We start from the raw sequence: 24,362 nt of genomic DNA, 5'->3' as shown, positions 1-24,362 counted from the left end.
TTGCCCACCCTGCGCCCTGGGGGTACCCCCGGACGGAGTCCGGGGGAGCAGACTCCCAAGCGCAAGAGGGTGAGCATTCAGGGGCGCGGGGAACTGCGCGACCAGCCACTGGGGGCACCTCCCGGCCGAAGGCTGGGGGAGCGCCCGCAGACCGCAGCGGGCAGGCAGGGGCAGCCCCTCATCGGACATGCCCTACAGCCCCGCGACGGACAGGCCGTACAGCAGGCCCCAGCACACAGCTGTGACGGCCAAAGGGCGGTCCCGCAGCAGAACATCTTCGGGGGACCCAGCACTGCCACGGTCGACAAATACCCCGTACCGCAGCACCGCGCAGATCAGCGGGACCATCGACAGCTGCCGGCAGAGTGAGACCCCCGCGCCGGCGTCGGTCCCCAGCGCCCAAAGGCAGTACGCGAGCACTGCCACCCCCGCCGCGAGCTGCCAGACGAAGCGCAGGTAGCCGACGGTGTACTCGCGCAGCAGCGCCCGGGTGCCGCCCTCGCCCTCGCCCATCAGCAGCGCCTCCGAATAGCGCTTGCCCGCCACCATGAACAGCGCGCCGAACCCGGCCGTGATCAGGAACCAGCGGGAGAGCGGGATGTCCAGTGCCAGCCCTCCGGACATCGCCCGCATCACGAACCCGGCGGTCACCACGGCCAGGTCGACCACCAGCACGCGCTTGAGCCGCAGACAGTAGGCGATCTGCATCACCACATACCCCGTCAGCAGGGCCGCGGTCGCGGCGTTGCACAGCAGTGCGGCCGCCACCGCGGAGGCCGGGGCGAGCAGCGCGCCGAGGGCGTAGGCGAGTGGCACGGGGACGGTCCCGGCTGCGACCGGGCGCCGGCACTTGTCGGGGTGCGCCCGGTCGGCCTCCGCGTCGCGTGCGTCGTTCAGCAGGTAGACGGCCGACGCCGCGGCGGTGAACAGGACGAAGACGAGTGCGAGTTCGAGCACTGTGTGCACGGTGGCGAGCTGTCCGGCCGCCGCGGGGGCCGCGACGACGAGCAGGTTCTTGACCCACTGCCGGGGCCGTACGGTCAGCAGCAGCCCGCCGGCGAGGGTCCCGGCGAACCCGGCCGGGCGTGCCGGGGCCTGAGAGGGTGCGGGGTCGAGAAGGTGCTGCTCGGCGGCGCCCTCCGCCGTCCCGGCCGACTCCCGCCCGGGCGAGCCGGTCAGCGTGGAGCGGTCAGCCATCCGGCCGCCCCCTCTTCCCCGTCTCGCGGGTGCCCAGCCGGGCGGTCAGCGCGCCCAGCGCCGCACCCGCGAGCACGTCCGAGGGGTAGTGGACACCGACGACCAGCCGGGAGACGCACATCAGCCCGGCCAGCGCGGCCAGCGGCGTCCCCAGCGGCAGCCCGCCGGGAGAACCCGGCCGCAGCCCACCCGGAGAACCCGGCCGCAGCCCGGCCGACGAGCCCGGCCGCAGGCCGCCCAGTACCAGTGCCGCCGCGCTCGCCGAGGCGGCGTGCGAGCTGGGGAAGGAGTGCGCACCCGCCGTCCGTACCAGCGGGGCGCGGCCGGCCAGGCTGGGGCGCGGGCGGCGCACGACCCGCTTGAGCCCCATGCTGGCCAGGTGCGCGGCGCCTACGAGCGCGGTGCCCTTGAGCCAGCGCTCCCGCTGCGTACGGTCGGTGGCGGCGCCGGCGAGCCCGACCAGGAGCCAGACGGCGGCGTGCTCTCCGCTCCACGACAGGGCGCGTGCCGCACCGGCCACCCGGGCGTCCGCCGCGCAGTCGCCCAAGGCGCACAACAGCCGCCGTTCCCACTGCCCCCATCGTCGGGCCGTTCTCGCTGCCACGGTCCGACTCTGCCGCGCCCCCTGCCGCCACCGGTCCACATACGATCCGACACCCGCCCTTTCACCCTTTCAGCGACACGGACGAACCACGCGGGCACGGCTTCCCCTCCGTTGCATCTCACGGCCCTTACCGTCACGTTCATGCCCGCTCAGCACACCCGGCGCGACGCGCCCGCACCGCAGGCCGCGCCCCCCGACCGGACCGCCCGGCTGCTGACCGGCTGGGGCAGGACGGCACCGACCGGCGCCCGGGTGCTGCGGCCGCGCACCCGGCAGCAGGCGGTCGAGGCCGTACTGGCGTGCGGGGCGCGCGGCAGCATCGCGCGCGGGCTGGGACGGGCCTACGGGGACGCGGCGCAGAACGCGGGCGGCACCGTCGTGGAGACCACCGGTCTTGACCGGGTGCTGTCGATCGACGCGGTGGAGGGGACGGTCACCTGTGAGGCCGGGGTCAGCCTGCACCGGCTGATGACGGGGCTGCTGCCGCTGGGCTGGTTCGTCCCCGTCACGCCGGGGACCCGCTATGTGACGGTCGGCGGCGCGATCGGCGCCGACATCCACGGCAAGAACCACCACGTCTCCGGCTCCTTCACCCGCCATGTGCGCTCCCTGGAGCTGCTGACGGCGGACGGGCAGGTGCGCGAGGTGGTGCCCGGCAGCGAACTGTTCGACGCCACGGCCGGCGGTATGGGGCTGACCGGACTGGTGCTGAGCGCCACGATCCGGCTGCTGCCGGTGGAGACGTCGCTGATGACGGTGGACACCGAGCGGCTGCCCGATCTGGACTCGCTGCTGGCCACGCTGGCCGCCACCGACGACCGCTACCGCTACTCGGTCGCCTGGATCGACCTGCTGGCGCGCGGTATGGCAGCCGGGCGCGCGGTGCTCACGCGCGGCGACCACGCGCCCCTGGAAGCACTGGAGGGGCGGGCGGCCCGGGGCAGGCTGGTGCGCGCGGCCCGGCGGGACCCGCTGGCCTTCCGTCCGGGACGGCTGCCGCCCCCGCCCCGTACCGTCCCGGGCGGGCTGCTGCGCGGCAGTACCGTCACGGCGTTCAACAAGCTCTGGTACCACAAGGCCCCGCGCCGCCGCAGGGGCGAACTCCAGCGGCTCGCCTCGTTCTTCCACCCGCTGGACGGGGTGCCGCACTGGAACCGGGTCTACGGCAGCGCGGGCTTCGTGCAGTGGCAGTGCGTGGTGGGACACGAGCACGACGACGCGCTGCGCCGCATCGTGCGGCTGATCTCGCGTCGCTCCTGCCCCTCCTTCCTCGCCGTGCTCAAGCGCTTCGGCCCCGGGGACCCGGGCTGGCTCTCCTTCCCCGCGGAGGGCTGGACGCTGGCGCTGGACATCCCGGCAGGGCTGCCGGGGCTCGGGGACTTCCTCGACCTGCTGGACGAGGAGGTCGCCGTCGCGGGCGGGCGGCTGTATCTGGCCAAGGACGCGCGGATGCGGCCGGAACTGGTGCCCGCGATGTACCCGCGACTGGACGACTTCCGGGCGCTGCGCGCGCGGCTGGACCCGCGCGGTGTCTTCACCTCGGACCTGGCACGGCGGCTGGCGCTGTGACCCTTCTCTTTCAGGAGCACCCATGAAGGACGCCTTCGGTTCCCCGCAGTCGCTGCTCGTGCTGGGCGGCACCTCCGAGATCGCGCTGGCGACCGTGCGCCGTTTCATGGCCCGTCGCGCCCGCACCGTCTGGCTCGCGGGGCGTCCCGGCTCCCGGCTGGACTCGGCCGCGGCCGGGCTGCGCGACGAGGCGGCGGCACACGGCGCGGAGGTCGCCGTCCGTACGGTCCCGTTCGACGCGCTCGCGCCCGAGACGCACGAGGAGGTGCTGGAGAAGGTCTTCGCCGAGGGCGACATCGATCTCGTCCTGCTCGCCTTCGGCGTCCTGGGCGATCAGCACGCCGACGAACAGGACCCGATGGCCGCCGTGCGCGTCACCCGGACGAACTACACCGGCGCCGTCTCCTCCGGGCTGGTGTGCGCCAAGGGGCTGCGCGCCCAGGGGCACGGCTCGCTGGTGGTGCTCTCGTCGGTCGCGGGCGAGCGGGCCCGGCGGGCGAACTTCATCTACGGTTCCAGCAAGGCGGGGCTGGACGCCTTTGCGCAGGGCCTGGGGGAGGCCCTGCGCGGTACCGGGGTGCAGGTGCTGGTGGTGCGGCCCGGTTTCGTGCACACCCGGATGACGGCGGGGCGCGCGCCGGCCCCGCTGGCCACGACGCCGAGCGCTGTCGCGGAGGCGATCGAGCACGGGGTGCGGCGTCGGGCGCCGGTGGTGTGGGTGCCGGCGGCGTTGGGGCCCGTGATGAGCGTGCTGCGCCATCTCCCGCGCGCCCTCTTCCGCCGCCTGCCGGGTTGAGGGCTCGCCCGGCGGTTCGTGCTGGGTAGGGGCTGCCCCTTTCTCTCCGTCGCAGGCTGCGGGTTCGGCGTGGCTACGCGCGCAGTTCCCCGCGCCCCTGAGGACGCGGCGCCAAGATGTGGCGATGCGCCCCATATGGGATAAATCGAGGCGGAGCCAACCGTCGAACCCGGGACTCGCAAATGCCCCGTTTCAGCGTGATCGTGCCCGTCCACCGGGTGCAGGCGTACCTGCACGAGTGCCTCGACTCCGTACTGGGCCAGTGCTTCGGGGACTTCGAGCTGATCGGCGTCGACGACCACTCCCCCGACTCCTGCGGAGAGATCCTGGACGCATACGCCGCCGCCGACCCACGGGTGACCGTCATCCATCTGGCGCAGAACGGCGGACTGGGTCCGGCCCGCAACACCGGCACCGCACGCGCCCGCGGCGACTACGTCCTCTACCTCGACAGCGACGACACCATGGCCCCGGGCACCCTGCGCGCGCTGGCCGAGCGACTGTCGGCGACCAGCGATCCGGATGTACTGGTGTTCGACTTCGCGCCCGCCTACTGGGACGGCTCCCTCGGCCCGGCGGCCCACCCCGACCTGCTGGCCGACGGCACCGGGCCCGCCGTCGGCACCATCGCCGACCGCCCCGAGCTGCTGCGGCTGCCCGCCTTCGCGTGGGCCAAGGCTTACCGCCGCGACTTCCTGCTCCGCGAGAACCTGACGTTCCCGCCCGGCAGATACGAGGACACCCCCTGGTCCTTCCCCGTGCTGCTCACCGCGCGCACCCTCGCCACGCTGCCGCGGGTGTGCGTGCACTACCGGCAGCGGCGCGGCGGCAGCATCCTGACGACGACGGGGCACGGCCACTTCGAGGTCTTCGAACAGTACGACAGGCTGTTCGCCTTCCTGGCAGCCCGGCCCGAGCTGGAGCGCTGGCGCCCCCATCTGCACCAGCGGATGACCGACCACTTCGCGACCATCCACAGCAGCCCCGCACGGCTGCCCCGCTCGGCCCGCGCGGAGTTCATGCGCCGCGCACGGGACTCCTGCCGCCGCCACCGGCCCGCACCCGGCGTGGCCGGGCCGCCCGACACGTCCGCCCGGCGGCTGCGCCGGCTGCTGGTGCGGTGCGGCACGCACCGCGTCTTCCGGCTGCTCTCGCACGCCGGGCGGGCGCACCGCGCGATGAGCGCCCGGCTGCGCCCGGTGCGCTCCCTGCTGCGCAAGGCGGCGCTGCACGCGTACTACCGCCTTCAGCGGTGCCGCCCCCTCGACCCGGACCTCGCCGTCTTCTCCGCGTACTGGGGCCGCGGCTACTCCTGCAACCCGGCGGCCGTCGAGGCGAAGGCGCGCGAGTTGGTCCCCGGCATCCGCACGGCGTGGATATGCGACCCCGCGTACGCGCCCACCCTGCCGCCCGGCGTACGGCACCTGCGGCCGGACTCGGCGGCGTACTGGACCGCGCTGGCCCGCGCCCGGTTCCTGGTCAGCAACGTCAACCTCCCGCACCGCTACCGCAAACGGCACGGCCAGACGCTCCTGCAGACCCACCACGGCACCCCGCTCAAGCACATGGGGCTCGATCTGCTGGCCTACCCGGCCGCCGCGGACGGCATGGACTTCGCACGGCTGCTGGAGCACACCGACCGCTGGGACTACAGCCTCTCCGGCAACCCGCACTCCACCCTGGTGTGGGAGCGCGCCTACCCCTCCCCGTACACCACACTGGAGTTCGGTCACCCGCGCAACGACGTCTTCCACACCGCCACCGCCGCCGACGTCGCCCGTGTCCGCGCGGAACTCGCCATCCCCGACCGGGTGACGGCCGTGCTGTACGCGCCCACCCACCGCGATCACCAGCCCGGCAGGCAGCCCCGCCTCGACCTGGCACGGCTGGTGGCGGCGCTGGGACCGTCCTTCGTCGTCCTCGTCCGCTCGCACTACTTCCTCGCCGGCGAGGGGTTGCCGTGCGAGCCGCCCGGCGGGCTGATCGATGTGACCGCCCATCCCTCGGTCGAGGAACTGTGCCTGGCCTCGGACGTGCTGGTCACCGACTACTCGTCCCTGATGTTCGACTACGCCAACCTCGACCGTCCGCTGGTCGTCCACGCACCCGACTGGGAGACCTACCGCGAGGCGCGCGGCACCTACTTCGATGTGACGACCATGGCGCCGGGGCCCGTGGCACGCGGCGACGACGAACTGATCGACATCCTCGCAACCGGCGCCTACGCCACCGAGCACGCCCGCGCCCTGCGAGCCGCTTTCCGGCAGCGGTTCTGCCCCTGGGACGACGGCCACGCGGCCGAGCGCGTGGTGCGGCACGTCTTCCTCGGCGAGGCGCCTGCCACCGGCGGCGGTCCCGTCGTCGCGGCCGCGTCCCCTCCTGTCGTCCCGCTCGCCGAGCGGCGGCCCGCGCCCGCGCCCGGCCGCCCGTCCGGCACCCCCGAGCCCCTCCCGACTCCCGCCCCCCTCGCAGTGAAGGACTGGTGGTCATGCCCCGCTTCAGCGTCGTCGTACCGGTGTTCAAGGTCCAGGGCTACCTGCGCGAGTGCCTCGACTCGGTGCTCGGCCAGTCCTTCACCGACTTCGAGCTCATAGCCGTCGACGACCGCTCACCCGACCACAGCGGCGCGATACTCGACGAATACGGGGCGCGTGACCCGCGCGTACGGGTGCTGCATCTGCCCGAGAACGTGGGACTGGGCCGGGCCCGCAACACCGGCGTCGAGCACGCGCACGGCGACTACCTGCTCTTCCTCGACAGCGACGACAGTTATCTGCCCGGCGCGCTGGACGCGATCGACCGGCAACTGACCGCCTGCGGCCACCCGGACGTACTGATCTTCGACCACCAGCGCTCCTACTGGGACGGGCACACCGAGGTCAGCTCCTACGGCGGACAACTGGCCGCCGTAGGCACCCAGACCTTCACCGTGGCGGAGAACCCCGAACTGCTCACCCTCTTCCACGTCGCCTGGAACAAGGCGTACCGCCGCGAGTTCTACCTGCGCGAGGGGCTGCGCTTCGAGCCCGGGCTCTACGAGGACGCACCGCTGTCGAACGAGGCACTGGTGTGCGCGGAGTCCATCGGCTGCCTGCCGCGCGTCTGCGTCGACTACCGACAGCGGCACCAGGGCGCCATAACCCGCTCCCCCGGGCGCCGGCACTTCGACATCTTCCCGCAGTACGCCTCCCTGTTCGCCTTCCTGGAGCGCCGCCCCGAACTGGCGGCACACCGCCCGCTGCTGTTCGAACGCGCGGTGACACACCTGATCTTCTGCATACGGCGCCGGGACCGGGTGCGCCCCGCCGACCGGCGCGCCTTCTTCCGGCAGGCGGCCCGCCTCTACCGCGACCACATACCCCCCGGCTTCACCCCGCCGCGCCGCCGGGCCCGCGACTGCCGGCTGCTCGCCCACAACAGCTACACGCTGTTCGCCGCGCGGGAGACGGTACGCCGCGCCGCCGGACTCGCCCGGCGCTCCGCCCGCGCCGCCCGCCCCCATGTGGCCCGCGCCTTCCACGGTCTCTACTACGCACTCCAGCGGCTGCTGCCGCTCCACCCGGACGTGGCCCTCTACTCCGCGTACTGGCACCGGGGGGTGGCCTGCAATCCGCAGGCGATCGAGGCCAAGGCGCGCGAGCTGGCGCCGCACGTGCGCAGCGTATGGGTGGTACGCAAGGACGCCGTCCCCGCGCTGCCGCCGGGCACCGACCACGTTGTGCCCGGCTCCCGGCGCTACTGGCGGATGCTCGCCCGCGCCCGGTACTTCGTCAACAACGTCAACTTCCCCGACCACCTGGTCAATCGGCCGGGCCAGGTGCATGTGATGACCCACCACGGCACCCCGCTCAAGACGATGGGCCTGGACCAGCAGCCCTACCCGGCCGCAGCCCAGATGGACTTCGGCAAGCTGCTGCGCCGGGTGGCCCGGTGGGATGTGAGTGTCACCGCCAACCCGCACTCGGCCGAGGTGTGGGACCGCGTCTTCCCCTGCGGCTACACGGACCTGCCGGCCGGCTACCCGCGCAACGACCGGTTCGCGACCGCCACCGCCGAGGAGATCGCCGCCGTGCGCGCCCGGCTGGGCATCCCGCGCGGCCGGACCGCCCTGCTGTACGCGCCCACGGCCCGCGACTACCGCAAGGGCTTCGTCCCCCGCCTCGACCTGGAACGGCTCAGCGCCGGGCTCGGCGAGGAGTACGTGCTGCTGGTGCGTACGCACTACTACTACGGACGCGACAGCGCACTGCGCGACCTTCACGCACGTGGACTGGTGCGGGACGTCTCCCGCCACCCCTCGGTGGAAGACCTGTGCCTGGCCGCCGACGCGCTGATCACGGACTACTCGTCCCTGATGTTCGACTACGCCAACCTCGACCGGCCCCTGGTCGTCCACGCACCCGACTGGGAGAGCTACCGCGACACCCGGGGCGTCTACTTCGACCTGCTCTCCGGCCGCCCCGGCGAGACCCCTGGACCCGTCACCCGCACCGAGGACGAGCTGACGGCCGTCTTCCGCAGCGGTACCTGGCGCGGACCCGAAGCCCGCGCCCTGCGGAGCGCCTTCCGCGCCCGCTTCTGCCCCTGGGACGACGGCCGCGCCGCCGAACGCGTCGTCCGCCACGCGCTGTTGGGGGAGCCCCTGGACGCGCTCCCTCCCGTCGTCCCCCTGGCCGAACGCCGCCGGGTCCCCACCCCGGAGGAAGCCGAAGCCGCAGGGGAAGCCCCGCCCGCCCCCGTCGAGCCGGGCCCCGCCCCGGAACCCCTCAGCTGACCCGCCACGTGCTGACGACCCGGCTGGGCCGATCCAGCCATACGTGCTGGGTGTCAGCCGTGGCCGTGACCCCGAAGCGCGTCAGCTCCGGCTCTCCCTCGCTCTCCCACCAACCGCGAGCGGCGGTGGCCTCGTCCCACACATTCCGGGGGCCGGTCTGCCGCACCGTGTCGGTGGCCTTCCAGTCGTGGAGGAACACGGTGGCCCGTGAGCCGTCGCCGTCCCACAGCACCAGCCGACGTGTCGTTCGCGGATCGCTCTCGTCCCACACCACGCGATACCGCACCGTGGGGAGGTGGAGCCCGACGGCGAACGCGGAGTGCACGGATTCGAGCACTGATTCCGGATTGATCGCGGAGGGGCCGTAACGGGCCTCGCCGCTGGGCGGCGCATCCGCCGGGGCGCCTGGCCGCTGCCCCCGTACCCACATGAAACTCACGCTGTCCACGAACCGCCCCTCGGCTTCCTCCCCTTCACGCACGTGCAGCTTCAACAGACCGGCGTTGCAGAAGGGCGTCCCCCAAGGTGTGACGATCACTCCGCCTGGTTTCGTCTGCGCCACCCAGGCAGGGGGCACGCGGTGAACCGCCGCTGTGGAACTCACACGGTCGTACGGCGCCTGCTCGGGAAACCCCCGCGTTCCGTCGCCGACGACGAGCACGGGCGCGTGTCCGGCCAGCGCCAGCGCCTTACGGGCACGTCCCGCCACCTGCGGGTCGATCTCCACGGACACGACGCGTCGCGCGCCCACGCGCGAGCACAGGAGCCCTGTCGTCCAGCCCGAGCCGATCTCCAGCACGGACAACCGGGTCCCGTCGCGCACATCGAGGTGCGCGAGCATCCGGCCGACCAGCGAAGGCATGCTGACCGAACTTGTCGCGACGCCCGGACCGGACTCTTCCCCGTCATCGAGCTGCGTCACCACTGGTGCGTCCGCGTTCACGGTCGCCCGCCACGCTTCGGGGTCGTCCCGCTCGGTGATCTGCCGGTACCCGCTGGGGCCTGCCGCGAGCCAGATCCGCTCCGGGACGAAGAGACTGCGCGGGGTGCGCAGAAAGGCACCCCGCCAGCCCGCTCCGAGAGCACCGGACTCACCCAGGGACGCGACGAGTTCCTCGTACTCCGAGTCGTTCACGGCCGGGTCACTTCTCGTCGTCATCGGCCGGGGGAACGGGCCGTTCCCACTGCCCGTCCGACTCACGAGGGGACTGCTGCTGATCCCCTTCCTGGCCGCCCTTGCCGTCACTGTGCCTGCCCATGGCTGTGTTCCTCTCGACTGTGGTGCTGCGGGGGGGTGTTTGGTTTCGTCACCGGCCAGACTGGTGACGTTTTGCGGGGGTGGTCGGGGGAGGGGGGCGGCGGCCCAGACCCTCCAGGTGCTCATCGATCTGGCGGCCCAGTCGCTCCGCCTGCTCGCTCAACTCGGCCGTGGTGCGACGTCGTTCCTGCCGCTCCAGCTCCCCGCTCACCCCTCTCCCTCCCCCGCCGCCCCGGACCGCAGCGCGGCGGCGAGCGCACGGGCCGTCGCCACGTTGCAGCGCCCCAACTCGATCAGCGCGGGCTTGGACCACCCGGCATATGAAGCGACCTCGACCGACAGCGACGGCAACTTCACCCCCGCCGCCGTAAGAGCGTCCTTCAACTCGTCGCACGCCTCCTCGGGCGTCGCCTCGGCCACACCACTCCAGTCGTTCACCTGCGCTCCCTTACCTGGATCAATTACCTTGCGTAATCCAAATGTTGCCCTGGGTTGCAGGTGAGAGCGAGGAATTCATCTCCCCAGCCCCACCCGGGGAGAACGGAGGCCGCCCGATGCCAGCCCGACCACGAGAACTGACCCCCGACCGAGGCGCCCGGCACCTCTTCGGCGCCAAGATGCGCACCCATCGCGAGCGGGCCGGCATGAGCCTTGAGGGCCTGTCGGACGTGGTGAACATCAGCCGCAGCCACCTGTCCCGCATCGAGACAGCCGAGGTGATGCCACCGCCTTCACTGCCACCGATGCTGGACGCCGCCTTCGGCACGGACGGGATCTTCGAGGAGCTGTTCCTGCTCGCGAGCAAGGAGATCCATCCGGATCAGTTCCAGCGTCGGATGGAGCTTGAAGCACGTGCGCAGGTGCTGGACGAATACAGCGGTCAGATTGTGCCGGGGCTCATCCAGACAGCGGACTATGCACGCGCCCAGTTCAAGGAGGCCAATCCCTGGCAGTCGCAGGACAGGATCGAGGAGCTCGTCGCTGCTCGGCTGAGCCGTCAAAGGCTGCTGCGTTCCGACACGCTGCTGGATTACTCAGCCGTGATCGATGAGGCGGCGATCCGACGCAGCTTCGGCGACCCGGCCATCATGCGTGCGCAGTTGGCGCGCGTTGCAGAGCTGACACTTACGCGGACAACCGTGGTGCAGGTTCTCCCATTCGAACAGGGGGGACATGCCCTGGTAGGTGGCACGCTGGCGCTGATGACCTTGGACAACGGCGAACGCGTGGCTTACGAGGAGGGCATCTCGACGGGCACGCTCATGGAGAACTTGGACAGCGTCATCGAACGCCAGCGCGCCTACAATCGGGTAAGGGCACGCGCCTTGTCGCCGGAGGATTCGGCGGCGTTCGTCCGGTCCGTGATGGAGGCACTACCGACATGAGCACCACTCCTGACCTCTCCAGCGCGGAGTGGGTCAAGTCGAGCTACAGCGGCAACGGAGGCGCCAACTGCGTTGAGTGGGCACCGACTTACATCAGCTCCGGCACCGTCCCCGTCCGCGACAGCAAAAGCCCCCACGGCCCGGCACTCGCCTTCACGCCCGACGGCTGGGCCGAGTTCGTGACTGCGGTCAAGCACGGGGAGCTGCACCGTGAGCAGAACTCCTGACCCCTCCGAAACGGAGTGGGTCAAGTCGAGCTACAGCAACGGCAACGGTGGAGGCTGCGTCGAGTGGGCACCGGCTTACATCAATTCCGGGACAGTCCCCGTCCGGGACAGCAAGGAACCCCACGGCCCTGCCCTCACCTTCACGGCCGACGGCTGGGCCGACTTCGTATCTGCGGTCAAGCGCGGGGAGCTGCACCATGAACACAACTCCTGACCCCTCCCACACGGAGTGGGTGAAGTCGAGCTACAGCGGTGACGGGGGCTACAACTGCGTCGAGTGGGCGCCGGCTTACATCAGCTCCGGCACCGTCCCCGTCCGCGACAGCAAGGCTCCCCACGGCCCGGCGCTCACCTTCACGGCCTCCGCATGGTCGTCATTTGTCACGGCCGTCCAGCGAGACGCACTCGGCCGCGCGTGACCCAGAACACCAACGCGGTGCCCCATAGCCCCACGAAGGAGCAGCGGGGCATCACGCTTGTCCCGCTCCGACAAAGGGGACGCCCTCTCACCTCGCGGACACCTGGTCGCGGCGTATGTGACCAGGCTGCTGTGGGACTACCACCAGCTGGGGCATCGGCCGCCTCAGCCGACCTGTACCGCGCCGGTCTGTTCCCGAGGTGCTCCGTGAAGCCGCCGTCGAGGTCGACTCGCTGCTCCTGATCTCCAAGCCGTACAGGGAGCGTCGCCTACGCGGGCCGGGCCACATCCATGGCGCCTACCAGCGGCTCCTCATGCCCTGAAGGGCCTCAGCCGAAGGAGCAGGGGGCAGCACAGATGCCTGCCGATTCAGGCTGTGTCCTGCATCACATACGCCCCGTGTCACGTCCCGGCCGCCTGCTCCCATCTGGTGGGCATCAGCAGGCGAGCCGAGGAGGACGTAACGATGAACGCACGGCACAAGACCAGCACAGAGGCCGCGCACCGCGTGGTGATCCTGGGAGCGGGATACGCAGGCATGGCGGCAGCCGTCCAGCTCGCCGGCCGGGTGAAGCGGCGCGAAGGGGTGCGGGTGACCGTGGTGAACGCGCAGGAGCGGTTCACCGAGCGCATGCGGCTGCACATGACGGCGACCGGCCAACAGCTCGCGGAGCTGAGCGTCCCGGAGCTGCTGGAGGGCACCGGCGCGCGGTTCGTGCGCGGCTGGGTGACGGCCGTGGACCCGGACGCGAGAACCGTGCGGATCGACGACGAACGGGTGCTGCACTACGACACGCTGGTGTACGGGCTGGGCGGTGTCGCCGGCACCTCGGCGGTGCCGGGGGTCGAGGACCACGCGTACACCTTGAGCAGCGCCCAGGACGCCGAGCTGCTCGCCGACCGGCTGGCACGCCTCAGCAACGGCAACGGCAGCAAACCCACGGTGGTGGTCGCCGGCAGCGGGCTGACCGGCGTCGAGTCGGCCGCGGAGATTGCCGAGCGGCACCCGGAGCTGAACGTCGTACTGCTGGGCCGGCAGGAGCCCGGTGCGGCCATGAGCCCGAAGGCCAAGGCCCATGTGCGCGCCGCGCTGGACCGGTTGGGCGTCCGGGTGCGCGTCGGCGCCGACGTGGTGAAGGTGCTGCCCGACGGGGTGGAACTGGCGGGCGGTCAGAGCATCGCCGCCGACGCGGTCCTGTGGACCAGCGGCACGCAGATCTCGCCACTGGCGGCCCGCGCCGGGCTCACCGTCGACGAGCGCGGACGCATCGTCACCGACGCCGCGCTGCGCTCGGTGTCCCACCCAGAGGTGTACGCGATCGGCGATGCGGCCGCGATTCGCCAGGGCTACGGCGTCATGCACGGTACCTGCCAGGGCGGCATGCCGACCGGGGTGCATGCCGCGCTCTCGATCGACCGCGTACTCAAGGGCAGGCGGCCCAAGCCGTTCCGCTTCGGTTACTACCACACGCCGGTGAGCCTGGGCCGCGGTGATGCCGTGGTGCAGTTCACGCGGCCCGACGACAGTCCGCGCCGGTTCTGCCTCACCGGTCGTACGGCCGTGCGGTACAAGGAGACGGTGACCGCCTCGCCCTGGCCGACGTACGGCCGTATGAAGAAGATGCCCGCCTCGGGCGCGTTCTGGCCCCGCGGGGGCCGCTTCACCCGCGTCCGGAGGGCCAAGTGACCGGCCTGTCCGCCCCCGACCAGCAGGTCTTCCACGAGCACCGGCGGCTGCTGTTCTCCGTGGCCTACCGGCTCCTCGGCAGTGCGGCCGATGCCGAGGACGCGGTGCAGGACGCGTGGCTCAAGTGGTCCGCCGCGGACCGTTCGCAGGTGGCCGACCCCAAGGCGTACCTGACGCGGATCGTCTCGAACCTGGCGCTCGAACGTCTGCGCTCCACCCGTCACAAGCGGGAGACCTATGTGGGGCCGTGGCTGCCGGAGCCCGTCCTCACCGGCGGGGACGCCTCCGAGGTCGTCATGGACGCCGAGTCGGTGTCGATGGCCATGCTGGTGGTGCTGGAGACGCTCAGCCCGCTGGAGCGCGCCGTCTTCGTGCTGAAGGAGGTCTTCGACTTCAGCCACGCCGAGATCGCCGAGGCGGTGGAGCGTTCCGAGGCCGCCGTGCGGCAGGCCGCGCACCGGGCCCGCGAGCACGTGCGGGCCCGACGGCCGCGCTTCGCCACCGACCGGTCGAGGCAGCGCGAGGCCACCGAGCGGTTCTTCTCCGCCGCGACCGGCGGGGACGTCAACGCGCTGATGGAACTGCTCTCCCCGGACGTCACCCTGTGGACCGACGGCGGCGGCAAGGTCCGCCAGGCCCTGCGCCCGGTGGTGGGCGCGGAGACGGTGGCTGCCTGGTTCGCGGCCATCGGGACCGTCACCTACCAGGGCGTCGAGCCTGCCGATATGAAGGCCGAGCTGGTGGAGATCAACGGTGGCCCTGGCATCCTGTTCAGCACGCCGGGACGCGTGATCGCCACCGTCACCTTCGACTTCGACGCCGACGGCCGTATCACCGCCGTCCACAATGTGGCCAACCCGGACAAGCTCCGAGCCGTCGCCGACCGCACGGCCTACGACCTCGGAACACGGTGAACCTCGCCGCTGCCGTCGTCACCGCGGATGTCGCCCCGGGGGCCCGGCCTCAGCCCAGCACGGTCGTCATCAGGCGGCGTACCGCGGGGAAGCGGCCGACCCGCGGGGGTGGCGGGGTGCGCAGCGGATCGTGGGCGATGTCCGCGAGCAGGGCGGGGACATCGCCGCGCCAGGCGAGTTCCAGGGTGCGGCGGCGGCGGGGGTCGAGGCGTTCGAGGACGCCGTCGCCGTGGGCGCCGATCAGCCGCGCTGCGCCGGTGCAGACGGACTCCCGGGCGGCCTCGGGGAGGGCGGGGAAGTCCGCGCCGAAGAGCTGGAACAGCTCGACGTGGAAGTGCCGCTTGTGGAAGGCGTCCCGCAGCGGGCCCGGCGCGAAGTGGCGGCAGGTCGCCTCGAAGAGGCGCTCAGCGCAGCGGAGCCGTACCCGGGGGTCGGTCCGGAAGGTGATGTTGCCGGAGTCGGCGCGGCGGACGGCGAAGTAGTGCGGTTTGTCGGCCAGTACGGAGATCCGCGAAGCGCGTACGCACGCCTCCAGGACGAACGGCTGGTCGCTGAAGGCGGGCATCGACTCGTCGTAGCGGATGCCGTGCTCCTCGATCAGGGAGCGGCGGAACAGCTTGGTGTTGGACAGCGCCCACGGCAGCCCGTCGCCGACCAGCCGGATGACGGGCGCGGTGCGGCTGAACACTCCGGTAGGGACCGTACGCTCGCCGATCGGCACCATTTTGCACAGCAGCACGTCGGAGCGGCAGTTGTCGGCCATGGTCACCATGCGCTCCAGTGCCTCGGGGGACAGATGGTCGTCGGCGCCGAGGAAGAAGACATAGCGTCCGCGGGCCCGCTCCAGACCCCGGTTGCTGGGGGCCGCGGGCCCGCCCGAGTTGGCCTGCTGCAGGGTGGTGAACAGGCCGGGGTGGAGCGCGGCGAAGCGTTCGATCTCCTCGGCGCTGCCGTCCGTGGAGCCGTCATCGACGACGATCACCTCCATCCGCCGCTGCCCGATGGTCTGCTCGACCAGGGAGGACAGACAGCGGGTGAGGTAGGGCATGGTGTTGTGGACGGCGACGACGACGCTGACGTCAGGAGTGGGAGGGCGCCCGGAAGGGGCACCCGGCGCGGTGCTCATGCGCGCACCACTCCTCGTCCCGCGCCGTCCCCGATGACCACCCGCCGTACCCCGGCCCACAGTGCCGGGTCGGTGATGCGGCGGCCGTCGACCAGTACCCGTACGCCGGGCAGCTGGTCGGCGGACAGCTCGCGGTAGGCGGCGTGGTCGGTGTGCACGACGGCGGCGGTGACCGGCTGGCCCGTGTGCGGGCGCAGCCCCATGTCGGCCAGCTCGTGCGGCTCGAACAGCGGGTCGGAGACGTACGGCCGCGCCCCGCGCTCGCGCAGCGCCCGGACCGTGGGGAAGACACCGGAGAACGCGGTCTCCTTCACCCCGCCCCGGTAGGCGGCGCCCAGCACCAGGACTTCGGCGCCCTTCAGGTCGCCGTAGGCGTCGGCGAGGAGGTCGACGGCGTGCTCGGGCATGGCCTCGTTGGTCTGCCGCGCTGCGCGTACGACATCGGCTTCCGGGTCGTTCCACAGGTACATCCGCGGGTAGACCGGGATGCAGTGGCCGCCCACCGCGATGCCGGGGCGGTGGATATGGCTGTAGGGCTGGGTGTTGCAGGCGTCGATGACGGCCTCGATGTCGACGCCCGACCGGTCGGCGAACCGGGCGAACTGGTTGGCGAGCGCGATGTTGACGTCCCGGTAGGTGGTCTCGGCCAGCTTCGCCAGCTCGGCGGCCTCAGCCGAGCCGAGGTCCCACACCCCGTTGGGCTTCGGCAGCTCCTCGCGTACGTCGAAGTCGAGTACGGACTCGTAGAAGCGCACCCCGTCCTTGGCCGAGTGCGGGCCGATGCCGCCGACCAGCTTGGGGTAGCGGCGCAGATCGGTGAAGACCCGCCCGGTGAAGACCCGCTCGGGCGAGAAGACCAGGGAGAAGTCGCGTTCGGGCAGCAGCCCCGAGCCCTCGGCCAGCATCGGTGCGAAGCGGTCGCGGGTGGTGCCGACCGGCAGGGTCGTCTCGTAGCTGACGAGGGCGCCACCGCGCAGCCCGGCGGCCACGGCGCGGGTCGCGGCGTCCATCGCACGGAAGTCCGGGGTGCCGCGCTCGTCGACGAACAGCGGTACGACCACCACGACGGCCTCCGCGCCGGAGACGGCCTCGGTGGTGTCCGTCGTCGCCGACAGCCGCCCGGCCTCCACCGACTCGGCCAGCCGTTCCTCCAGCCCCGCCTCACCGGGGAACGGCACCTGCCCGGCGTTGACGCTCGCGACCACGCGCGCGTCGGTGTCCGCGCCCGTCACGAGGTGTCCCTTGGCCGCGAACTGGACGGCCAGCGGCAGGCCGATCTTCCCGAGCGCCACCACACAGATCCGCATTCCCGTCTCCTTCTGCTGCTGCTCCTGGCTTGTCGTGATGGTCCGTTCGCTCCTGCGCCGCCGCCTGTGACAGCTCCCGGTAGATCCGGTCGAGCGCGGCCGCCTGTGTCTCCCAGGTCCAGCGCTCCAGCAGGCCGGGGCGTTCGTAGGCCGCGCGGTAGCGCTCAGGGTCGTCCAGCACCGCCCGTAGGGCGCGTACGTAGTCGGCGGTGTCCTCGGCCCGGAAGACCTGGCCCTGACCGGTCTCCAGGACGGTCGCCGCCATCGTCTCGACATCGCTGACCACCAGTGGCAGCCGCGCGTGCGCGTACTCGAAGAACTTGGTGATCAGCGCGATCTCGTGGTTCGTCCAGTGGTGCAGCGGGATGGCGCCCGCGTCCGCCTCCGCGAGGAAGGGGACCACCTGGTCGTAGGGCACATACGGCAGCACATGCAGCCGGTCGGCGACCCCCAGTTCCGCCGCCCGTGCGCGCAGCTCGCCCAGGTAGCCCGCTGCGGGCCTGGGCACGATAAGCGCGGTGTGCACACCGGGCAGCTCCGGCAGGGCCTCCACCATCGTGGCCAGACCGCGCTGAGGTGCGGCGGCGCCGCTGTAGACGACCAGTGGGGTGCCGGTGCCGATACCGCACAGGGCACGCAGGCTCGGTACGTTCCTGTCGGCGCCGCCGCGCGTGGTGTGGGCCTCCGGCGCGTTGAGTACGACGGCCGGCTCCTCGGCCAGCCCGTGGGTGCGGCGCAGCAGCGCCGCCAGCGTGGACGAGACCGTCACGGCGGCGTCCGCGTACGGCACGTACTCGCGCTCGTGCGCCAGATGCGCCGGCAGCCAGCGGACATCGTTCTGCCAGGGCCGGACGCCGGGCAGGTACTCGTGTGCGTCCCACACCAGCTTCACCGGCCGCCCCTGGGCCATCGCGCGGATCTTGGCGCGCGCCCCGACGCCGAGCATCCGGAAGTCGTGCGCGTGGATGATGTCGGGCCGCAGCTCGTCCACCACGCGGCCGTAGGCCAGCTCGAAGTCGTACAGGCTCGGCCACAGCCTGCGCCAGCAGCGCTCCTTGAGCGCGCGCTGCCAGAAGGCCACGGCCGCCCGGTTGACCGGGGTGCCGGTGCCGCGCAGCGCCTGCCCCCGGTCGAGCTGCCGCTTGCGGAAGGCGACCCAGCGCTGGGTGAGCCGCGCCGCGGCCCTCGGCAGGGCGAGCCGTACGGCGCCGGTGCGCGGCGCCGTGGCCGTCTGGAGGGCGCACGCGGCACGGCGGGTGCGCAATTCGTCCCGCCACGCCTTGACGCGCTGTACGCGGTAGGCGGCGGTGCCCGGCCGGTACGCCAGCGGCCTGGTCAGCAGCGGACGGCGGAGGGCGCGCGGCGGCTGGGCGAGCGGCATGGGCACGGGCAGCAGCCGCACCTGGGCCTCACCGACCCGCCAGGAGGCGGGCCGCCCGTCCGGTGAACGGCCCAGCAGCGTCACCTCCCACCCGGCCTCGGCGGCCGACCGGGCCGTCTTCTGCACCCGGGAGTCCCCGACCACCCCGTTGCACACCAGCATCACGATCCGACCCCGCGTCTGCCGGCCCCGCATCGGCTGGTCCCTGTCGAACTCCACGGGCATCCCTCTCTGTTGTCCGGCCACCGATGTCCCAGGCGCTAGCGGAGGAACCCGTCCAGCACATCGGCCGTGTAGCTGCCGTCGTGGTAGGTGCGGACGTATTCCGCGGACTCCTGCGCCGTCCGCATCGCGAAGTCCCGGTCCTCCAGCAGCGATTCCAGGGCGCCGCGCAGCGTGCCCGGAGTGGCGTTGACGATGGGCGGGCGGATGCCCACCGACCGGTGCAGCCGCTCGTCCAGGAAGGCGATGACGGGCCGGCCGGCCGCCATCCCCTCGCAGGCGAAGGTGCCGTAGGTGCCGACCGCGAACTGGTCGACGACGATGTCCGCCTCCTTGACCAGCTCCCGCACCTCGGTCCAGGGCACCCCCGTCACCATGCGGAACTCGATCAGTCCGCGCCGGTCCATCTCCTCCAGCACCGGCACCACCCGCTCGGTGCCCTTCGTCCAGCGCTTGGAGGGCGCGTGCACCACCACCGGGCGGGCCCGCTCCATCGCGGGCCGCTGACTCGCCCACCCTTCGACGTCCACCACCAGCGGCGCCCAGCGGGCCCCTGGCAACTCCTCCAGCAGGTCGGGGGTGGTCACGAACTGGGGCAGCCCGCTCTGCGCCGCCATCCGCCGGTTGCGGGCGCTCTTCTTGGCCAGCGCCCTGAGGATCTGCTCGTCGGCGGCGTGGAAGAGGGAGTGCTCGTAGCGGCTCATGTGCCGCTGCGGGTCGCGCACGTCGCTGCCGTGTGCGAGCAGCGCCACCTTGATCCCGGCCGCCGAGAGGGAGGGCAGGTCGTCCTGGATGTGGCCGCCGTTGAGCCTGCCCAGCGCCGGGGTGAAGGAGTCGGCGAGGTAGTGGGTGTAGGAGCCCAGTACGCGGCGGGCGCGGTCGAGCTGGAAGCCCAGGTCGCCGGTGCGCTCCCCGATGGCGTAGATGTCGGCCGGGTAGATCACGCTCTGGTCGTGGGTGTGCATCACGACCTCGGCCGACAGGTCCTGGCGCCGCTCGCACAGGGCCCGGGCGAATCCGGCGAGCTGTCCTGCCGAGTTGGCGCAGCCCATGCCCAGCCGCACCGGGGTGCTGCCGAGCGTCCGCCAGCCGGCCGGCGTCCCGCCGGGCGCCGCCGACTCCTGGGCGTGCGCCCGCGCGGCGCCGAGGCCGGGCTGTTCGGACGCCGACCAGGGCACGCTGCGGGGTGCGAGCCGGGCGGCTGCCGCGGGTCCCGCGAGCTGCTCGTAGAGGTTCAGCAGTCCGGCCGACTGCTGCTCCCAGGACAGCTCCTGCAGCAGTGGCTCGGTGATCCGTGCCGCGAGGGTGCCGCGCTTCGCGAGGCCGCGCTGCACGGCGGCGACGAAGGAGGGGACGTCCTCGGTGACGAAGACCTCGCCGATCCCGGTGCGTTCGACGAAGTTGCGCAGTGTGCGCACTCCGCTGGTGATCATCGGCAGCCCGGCGTGCAGGTACTCGGCCGCCTTGGTGGGCAGCGAGATCTCGCAGTTGGGCACGTGCCGGAAGCAGATCAGGCCCAGGTCGGCCGACGAGAGGTAGTCGGGTACCTGTTCCTGCCGTACGTAGGGCACCACGTGCACCCGCTGGCGCACACCGAGCTCCTCGGCACGGGCGAGCAGCCCCTGGAGGGTGGCGTTCTGCTTCCCGGCGACCAGTGCCAGGTGCGCGTGCGGCAGCTCGGCCAGGCCCTCGACAGCGGTGTCCAGGCCGCGTTCCGGGCCGATCCACCCGGCGTAGACGAGCAGCGGCACATCGGGGCTCAGCCCGCAGGCGTCGCGTACGGAGACGCACTCGTCGGTACCCGCGCTGACCGTCTCGCGCACCGGCGCGTTGGCGACGACCAGCGGATCAGCCGGCAGCGCGTACGCCTCGCGCAGGATGCCCGCCAGTTCCTGGGAGACGGTGACCACGGCGTCGGCCTTGCCGATGAACTCCTCCTCCACGCCGGGGAAGGCGCTCGCCCGTACGGCGTCCGGCCACTCGACCCCGCGGATGTACTCGTGCGCGTCGTAGAGCCAGCGGGTGGGACGGCCGCGGGCGCGCAGCCGGGCGGCGCTGCGCGCACCGACGGCGATCATCAGATGGTCGTTGGCGTGGATGACATCCGGCTCGATCTCCTCGATGACCGGCCCGAACGCCAGGTCGATGTCGAGCAGTTCGGGCCAGTCGACGCGCCAGTCACCCGTCGGCTGCGGCTGTCCAGCGGTCCGGCGCCGCTCCCACCGGTAGGCGCGCCCCCGGCCCTTGTGCGCGTACCTGCGCACCCGGACCCATCCTTTGAGCGCCTCCCTGGCGAGCTGCCGGGCCAGTGCGGCGGGCAGCACCTCCGGGGTGCGCAGCCCCCAGGGTGCGGGCCGCCCTCCCGAGGGGACGCTGAGCCAGCCCACACGCGCCGTCTGCTCGCGCACCCAGGCGGCGTGCGCGGCACGCGCCCGTACCCACGCGGAGTCGTCGGGCAGCCCGAACTGGGTGAGGCGGCTGCGCAGCTGGGGGCGGCGGCGCGCGGCGGCGACGACGGCCCGCATATCGGCACCGACGGGCACCTTGATGACGCGGACCGGGCCGAGCACCGACTCCTCGCGCCGCTTGGAGGGGCTGCGGCCCACCAGCGTCACGTCCCAGCCCGCCCTGGCCGCGGCGATCGCGGTCTTCTGCACCCGGGAGTCGCCCGCGATGGTGTTGCCGACGACGACCGCCAGCCGCGGCCTTCCCCGGGGGCGCTCGTCACCCTTGCGGGCGCTGCTTACGCCCATACGTCCCTCGGCCGCGCCGGGGGCCTCGACGGTGTTGCCGGCGCGCGCCACGCTGCCGCGCGCCGTCCCGCGCCGGATGATGCGGTGCGTCTGCTTCATACCGTGTGCTCCGCGATGGTGGGTGCCGACGAGTCGCGTCCGGGTGCCGTCGTGACGCCGCCCGACGCCGGGGTGGAGGGCAGGGAGGAGGAGACCTCCAGTGGCGGCACGGGCTCCACGGCTGCCGGTTCCATGGGTTCCGCCGGTTCCAGGCGTTCGGCGGGTTCCAGGCGTTCGGCGGGTTCCAGAGGTCCCACGCGCGCCATGGCTTCCGCGGGAACCCGCGGCGGGGCCGCCACGCGGGCCGCCTCCAGCACCGCGGCCGAGACCTCCACCGTCCGCAGCCCCTCGCGGGCCGTGACGATGCCGCTGCCCTCACCCGTGCCCTCCCGTACCGCGTCGCGGAACCGCTCGTGCTCGACGACCAGCGGCTCGCGCTTGGGGAAGGCGTACCGCACCGTGTCGCCCTCGGCCACGCCACGGAAGGCGCGCAGGGCCTCCCACTCGGTGGCCACCGCGCCGTTGGCGTGGAAGGTCAGATCCGCGGTGAGGGTGTCGGCGACGAAGCAGCCGCGCTCCCCGGTGACGGCGGTGAAGCGCTCCTTGAGCGGGCTGAGCCAGTTGACCAGGTGGCTGACCATCGTGCCGTCGGTGAGCGAGCCGACGACGGCGACCATGTCCTCGTGCTCCCGGCCGCTCTTGGAGACGGTGCGCGCCGACAGCGAGGCGTAGGCCCGCCCGGTGATCCAGCTGGTGAGGTCTATGTCGTGGGTGGCCAGGTCCTTGACCACGCCGACGTCGGCTATGCGGTGCGGGAACGGCCCCTGGCGGCGGGTGACCACCTGGAAGACCTCCCCCAGTTCGCCGGCCTCCAGCCGGGTGCGCAGCTGCTGGAGCGCCGGGTTGAACCGCTCCACATGACCGACCCCCGCGACCAGCCCGCGCTCCTCGAAGGCCCGCACCAGCCGCCGCGCCGCCTGCGGGGTGTGCGCCAGCGGCTTCTCGATCAGCGCGCACACCCCGTGTGCCGCGAGCTGCAGTCCGATTTCCTCGTGCAGCGCCGTCGGACAGGCCAGGACCGCGTAGTCGACGCCCAGCGCCAGCAGGTCGGCGACCTCGGACAGCACAGGCACGCCGAGCACGGCGGGCACACAGCCGTGCGGGTCGCCAGCCGGGTCGACCGCGCCGACGAACTCCACGCCGTCGAGCGAGGCGAGGATGCGTGCGTGGTTGCGGCCCATCGCGCCGAGGCCGATCAGACCGGCGCGCAACCGCCGGTGCCGGCCGTGGTGCTCGGCGGGCTGTCCGCCCGGTGCGGGCGCGGCCGCGCCCGGCTCGGGGCCGTACGCCGTCGCCGCCGACACGGGGTCGGCGGTCTTGGGCGCGTTGGCCGTGGGGGCTATCGGTGCGGTGGCCGCGTTGGCCGTGGGGGCTATCGGTGCGGTGGCCGCGTTGGCCGCGGTCGTCTCTCGCGTCGGTGTCATCTGGTCACTCCCACCTTGCTCGCCGCGCTGTTGGCGGCCGCCACGATCTGATCCAGGTCGCCCGGGGTGAGCGAGGGGTGTACGGGGAGGGAGAGCACCTCGGCCGCGGCCTGGTCGGTGACCGGTAGCTCGGCGCCCAGGTGCGCGTACGGCTTCAGCCGGTGGATCGGCGTCGGGTAGTAGACCGCGCAGCCCACACCGGCGGCCTGCAGCTCGCGCTGCACCGCGTCCCGTACGGCGGCGCCGCCCGGCACCCGCACGGTGTACTGGTGGTAGACGTGCCGGGCGCCGTCGGCCACCTGCGGGGTGATCAGGCCGCCGGTCAGGCCCGCGTCGAGGGCCTTGGCGTTGGTGCGGCGCTGCTGGGTCCACTCCGGCAGCCGTTCGAGCTGCACCCGGCCGATGGCAGCCGCCACATCCGTCATCCGCATGTTGGCGCCGACGAGCTCGTTCTCGTACCGCTGCTCCATGCCCTGGTTGCGCAGCAGGCGCAGGGTGCGGGCGCGTGCCCCGTCGGGCACGACGACCATGCCGCCCTCCAGGGTGTGCATGTTCTTGGTCGGGTAGAAGCTGAAGCACGCCGCGTCCCCGAAGGCGCCCACCGGGTGTGAGTGCAGCGCGGCCGAGTGCGCCTGACAGGCGTCCTCGACGACGGCCAGCCCGTGCCGCTGCGCGAGCTGGGTCAGCCGGCCCATCGGCGCCGGATGGCCGTACAGGTGCACCGGCATCAGCGCTGCCGTGCGCGGCCCGACGGCCTCGGCCGCCGCGTCCGGATCCAGGCAGTAGGTCTCCGGGTCGATCTCGGCGAAGACCGGCTCGGCCCCGGCCAGCCGCACCGCGTTGGCCGTCGCGGCGAACGAGAAGGAGGGGACCACCACCTCGTCGCCAGGGCCGATGCCGAGCGCGAGCAGCGCCAGATGCAGCGCGGAGGTGCCCGAGTTCACGGCGACGCATGGTCGTCCCTCGACCAGTTCGGCGAACTCCTCCTCGAACGCGGCCACTTCGGGGCCTTGCACCACGCGGCCGTCACGCAGTACCCGCACGGCGGCGGCCACCTCGTCGTCCCCGATCACGGGTTTGGCAGCCGGAATCATGTCTTTTCGCAGCGCTTGCATCGGGATGTGCCCTCCGGTTCCCCCGGCAGATTCACCCCTATGTGGTCCCGGATTCGGCCACCTTATTGCATGATTTACGTACAAATCACCCGTATTGCCTATCAAC

The 24,362-nt window shown here is 72.4% G+C and carries 20 protein-coding genes and 1 pseudogene; 11 read left to right on the top strand and 10 right to left on the bottom strand.

Annotated features, from left to right (window positions below; genetic code table 11):
* Positions 1–192: 192 nt before the first annotated feature.
* Together JW592_RS04445 and JW592_RS04440 are read right to left on the bottom strand one after the other, a co-directional pair.
* Positions 193–1,197: a decaprenyl-phosphate phosphoribosyltransferase gene (locus JW592_RS04445; protein ID WP_209263549.1), complete on the bottom strand. Its 1,005-nt coding sequence runs from the start codon at positions 1,195–1,197 to the stop codon at positions 193–195.
* Positions 1,190–1,801, bottom strand: coding sequence for a phosphatase PAP2 family protein (locus JW592_RS04440; protein WP_209263548.1), 612 nt, complete (start codon positions 1,799–1,801; stop codon positions 1,190–1,192). The genes JW592_RS04445 and JW592_RS04440 overlap by 8 nt, the downstream gene beginning before the upstream one ends.
* A gap of 141 nt (positions 1,802–1,942) precedes the next feature.
* Here JW592_RS04440 and dprE1 point away from each other — a divergent pair, with 141 nt between their 5' ends.
* The 4 genes from dprE1 to JW592_RS04420 all read left to right on the top strand — a co-directional run bounded on the left by dprE1 (position 1,943) and on the right by JW592_RS04420 (position 8,940).
* Positions 1,943–3,370 (top strand): decaprenylphosphoryl-beta-D-ribose oxidase, encoded by a 1,428-nt coding sequence (gene dprE1, locus JW592_RS04435; RefSeq protein ID WP_209263547.1) that lies wholly within the window; start codon positions 1,943–1,945, stop codon positions 3,368–3,370.
* A 22-nt stretch (positions 3,371–3,392) separates the two neighbouring features.
* Positions 3,393–4,166 carry a decaprenylphospho-beta-D-erythro-pentofuranosid-2-ulose 2-reductase gene (dprE2, locus tag JW592_RS04430; RefSeq protein WP_209263546.1) on the top strand — a complete coding sequence of 258 codons (774 nt, stop codon included), beginning with the start codon at positions 3,393–3,395 and terminating at the stop codon, positions 4,164–4,166.
* Between the two features lie 182 nt (positions 4,167–4,348).
* Positions 4,349–6,760 carry a bifunctional glycosyltransferase/CDP-glycerol:glycerophosphate glycerophosphotransferase gene (locus JW592_RS04425; RefSeq protein WP_209263545.1) on the top strand — a complete coding sequence of 804 codons (2,412 nt, stop codon included), beginning with the start codon at positions 4,349–4,351 and terminating at the stop codon, positions 6,758–6,760.
* Positions 6,655–8,940 (top strand): bifunctional glycosyltransferase/CDP-glycerol:glycerophosphate glycerophosphotransferase, encoded by a 2,286-nt coding sequence (locus tag JW592_RS04420; RefSeq protein ID WP_209263544.1) that lies wholly within the window; start codon positions 6,655–6,657, stop codon positions 8,938–8,940. The genes JW592_RS04425 and JW592_RS04420 overlap by 106 nt, the downstream gene beginning before the upstream one ends.
* Here the strand turns inward: JW592_RS04420 and JW592_RS04415 are convergent.
* Together JW592_RS04415 and JW592_RS04410 are read right to left on the bottom strand one after the other, a co-directional pair.
* Positions 8,933–10,075 (bottom strand): methyltransferase domain-containing protein, encoded by a 1,143-nt coding sequence (locus tag JW592_RS04415; protein ID WP_209263543.1) that lies wholly within the window; start codon positions 10,073–10,075, stop codon positions 8,933–8,935. The genes JW592_RS04420 and JW592_RS04415 overlap by 8 nt on opposite strands.
* Before the next feature lie 330 nt (positions 10,076–10,405).
* On the bottom strand, positions 10,406–10,636 hold the full coding sequence (locus tag JW592_RS04410) for a hypothetical protein (RefSeq protein ID WP_229375275.1): 231 nt from the start codon (positions 10,634–10,636) through the stop codon (positions 10,406–10,408).
* Between the two features lie 116 nt (positions 10,637–10,752).
* Between JW592_RS04410 and JW592_RS04405 the strand changes: the two genes are divergently transcribed.
* The 7 genes from JW592_RS04405 (at position 10,753) to JW592_RS04380 (ending at position 14,829) form a co-directional block, all read left to right on the top strand.
* Positions 10,753–11,583 carry a helix-turn-helix domain-containing protein gene (locus tag JW592_RS04405; protein WP_209263542.1) on the top strand — a complete coding sequence of 277 codons (831 nt, stop codon included), beginning with the start codon at positions 10,753–10,755 and terminating at the stop codon, positions 11,581–11,583.
* The gene (locus tag JW592_RS04400) at positions 11,580–11,810 is read left to right on the top strand and encodes a DUF397 domain-containing protein (protein ID WP_209263541.1); all 231 of its coding nucleotides are present in this window, start codon (positions 11,580–11,582) and stop codon (positions 11,808–11,810) included. Before JW592_RS04405 ends, JW592_RS04400 begins: the two co-directional genes overlap by 4 nt.
* A complete protein-coding gene (locus tag JW592_RS04395) occupies positions 11,794–12,024 on the top strand; it encodes a DUF397 domain-containing protein (RefSeq protein ID WP_209263540.1) in 231 nt (76 codons plus the stop codon). The genes JW592_RS04400 and JW592_RS04395 overlap by 17 nt, the downstream gene beginning before the upstream one ends.
* Positions 12,008–12,229: a DUF397 domain-containing protein gene (locus tag JW592_RS04390; RefSeq protein WP_209263539.1), complete on the top strand. Its 222-nt coding sequence runs from the start codon at positions 12,008–12,010 to the stop codon at positions 12,227–12,229. The genes JW592_RS04395 and JW592_RS04390 overlap by 17 nt, the downstream gene beginning before the upstream one ends.
* Before the next feature lie 199 nt (positions 12,230–12,428).
* Entirely contained in the window at positions 12,429–12,551 is a 123-nt protein-coding gene (locus JW592_RS33130; RefSeq protein WP_267877966.1) for a hypothetical protein, read from the top strand.
* A gap of 143 nt (positions 12,552–12,694) precedes the next feature.
* Positions 12,695–13,915: an NAD(P)/FAD-dependent oxidoreductase gene (locus JW592_RS04385; RefSeq protein WP_209263538.1), complete on the top strand. Its 1,221-nt coding sequence runs from the start codon at positions 12,695–12,697 to the stop codon at positions 13,913–13,915.
* Positions 13,912–14,829 (top strand): RNA polymerase sigma-70 factor, encoded by a 918-nt coding sequence (locus tag JW592_RS04380; protein WP_209263537.1) that lies wholly within the window; start codon positions 13,912–13,914, stop codon positions 14,827–14,829. Before JW592_RS04385 ends, JW592_RS04380 begins: the two co-directional genes overlap by 4 nt.
* Positions 14,830–14,878: 49 nt before the next feature.
* On the opposite strand, the gene JW592_RS04375 is transcribed toward JW592_RS04380, so the two are convergent.
* The 6 genes and pseudogenes from JW592_RS04375 to JW592_RS04350 form a co-directional block, all read right to left on the bottom strand.
* Complete coding sequence (locus JW592_RS04375; RefSeq protein WP_209263536.1) at positions 14,879–15,955, bottom strand: glycosyltransferase family 2 protein; 1,077 nt, start codon at positions 15,953–15,955, stop codon at positions 14,879–14,881.
* A complete protein-coding gene (locus JW592_RS04370; protein ID WP_229375224.1) occupies positions 15,952–17,220 on the bottom strand; it encodes a nucleotide sugar dehydrogenase in 1,269 nt (422 codons plus the stop codon). The genes JW592_RS04375 and JW592_RS04370 overlap by 4 nt, the downstream gene beginning before the upstream one ends.
* Positions 17,117–18,868, bottom strand: coding sequence for a glycosyltransferase family 4 protein (locus tag JW592_RS04365; RefSeq protein WP_372446448.1), 1,752 nt, complete (start codon positions 18,866–18,868; stop codon positions 17,117–17,119). The genes JW592_RS04370 and JW592_RS04365 overlap by 104 nt, the downstream gene beginning before the upstream one ends.
* 35 nt (positions 18,869–18,903) lie before the next feature.
* A complete protein-coding gene (locus JW592_RS04360) occupies positions 18,904–21,717 on the bottom strand; it encodes a glycosyltransferase family 4 protein (protein ID WP_209263534.1) in 2,814 nt (937 codons plus the stop codon).
* Between the two features lie 236 nt (positions 21,718–21,953).
* Positions 21,954–22,898: pseudogene (locus JW592_RS04355) on the bottom strand (Gfo/Idh/MocA family oxidoreductase); the annotation flags it as partial.
* A gap of 239 nt (positions 22,899–23,137) precedes the next feature.
* A complete protein-coding gene (locus JW592_RS04350; RefSeq protein WP_209263533.1) occupies positions 23,138–24,256 on the bottom strand; it encodes a DegT/DnrJ/EryC1/StrS family aminotransferase in 1,119 nt (372 codons plus the stop codon).
* Positions 24,257–24,362: the final 106 nt, after the last annotated feature.

The organism is Streptomyces spirodelae, from assembly GCF_017676385.1.
Taxonomy (GTDB): Bacteria; Actinomycetota; Actinomycetes; order Streptomycetales; family Streptomycetaceae; genus Streptomyces; species Streptomyces spirodelae.
Note: the sequence above shows the minus strand (reverse complement) of the source record. Positions and strands in the feature narration are given on the sequence as shown.

What these genes read in the sequence shown, in the direction of transcription:
- JW592_RS04405 (WP_209263542.1), top strand. Translation starts at nt 10,753, where the DNA reads ATGCCAGCCCGACCACGAGAACTGACCCCCGACCGAGGCGCCCGGCAC.
- JW592_RS04365 (WP_372446448.1), bottom strand. Translation starts at nt 18,868, where the DNA reads ATGCCCGTGGAGTTCGACAGGGACCAGCCGATGCGGGGCCGGCAGACG.
- JW592_RS04350 (WP_209263533.1), bottom strand. Translation starts at nt 24,256, where the DNA reads ATGCAAGCGCTGCGAAAAGACATGATTCCGGCTGCCAAACCCGTGATC.
- JW592_RS04445 (WP_209263549.1), bottom strand. Translation starts at nt 1,197, where the DNA reads ATGGCTGACCGCTCCACGCTGACCGGCTCGCCCGGGCGGGAGTCGGCC.
- dprE2 (WP_209263546.1), top strand. Translation starts at nt 3,393, where the DNA reads ATGAAGGACGCCTTCGGTTCCCCGCAGTCGCTGCTCGTGCTGGGCGGC.
- JW592_RS04420 (WP_209263544.1), top strand. Translation starts at nt 6,655, where the DNA reads ATGCCCCGCTTCAGCGTCGTCGTACCGGTGTTCAAGGTCCAGGGCTAC.
- JW592_RS04425 (WP_209263545.1), top strand. Translation starts at nt 4,349, where the DNA reads ATGCCCCGTTTCAGCGTGATCGTGCCCGTCCACCGGGTGCAGGCGTAC.
- dprE1 (WP_209263547.1), top strand. Translation starts at nt 1,943, where the DNA reads ATGCCCGCTCAGCACACCCGGCGCGACGCGCCCGCACCGCAGGCCGCG.
- JW592_RS04385 (WP_209263538.1), top strand. Translation starts at nt 12,695, where the DNA reads ATGAACGCACGGCACAAGACCAGCACAGAGGCCGCGCACCGCGTGGTG.
- JW592_RS04390 (WP_209263539.1), top strand. Translation starts at nt 12,008, where the DNA reads ATGAACACAACTCCTGACCCCTCCCACACGGAGTGGGTGAAGTCGAGC.
- JW592_RS04375 (WP_209263536.1), bottom strand. Translation starts at nt 15,955, where the DNA reads ATGAGCACCGCGCCGGGTGCCCCTTCCGGGCGCCCTCCCACTCCTGAC.
- JW592_RS04400 (WP_209263541.1), top strand. Translation starts at nt 11,580, where the DNA reads ATGAGCACCACTCCTGACCTCTCCAGCGCGGAGTGGGTCAAGTCGAGC.
- JW592_RS04360 (WP_209263534.1), bottom strand. Translation starts at nt 21,717, where the DNA reads ATGAAGCAGACGCACCGCATCATCCGGCGCGGGACGGCGCGCGGCAGC.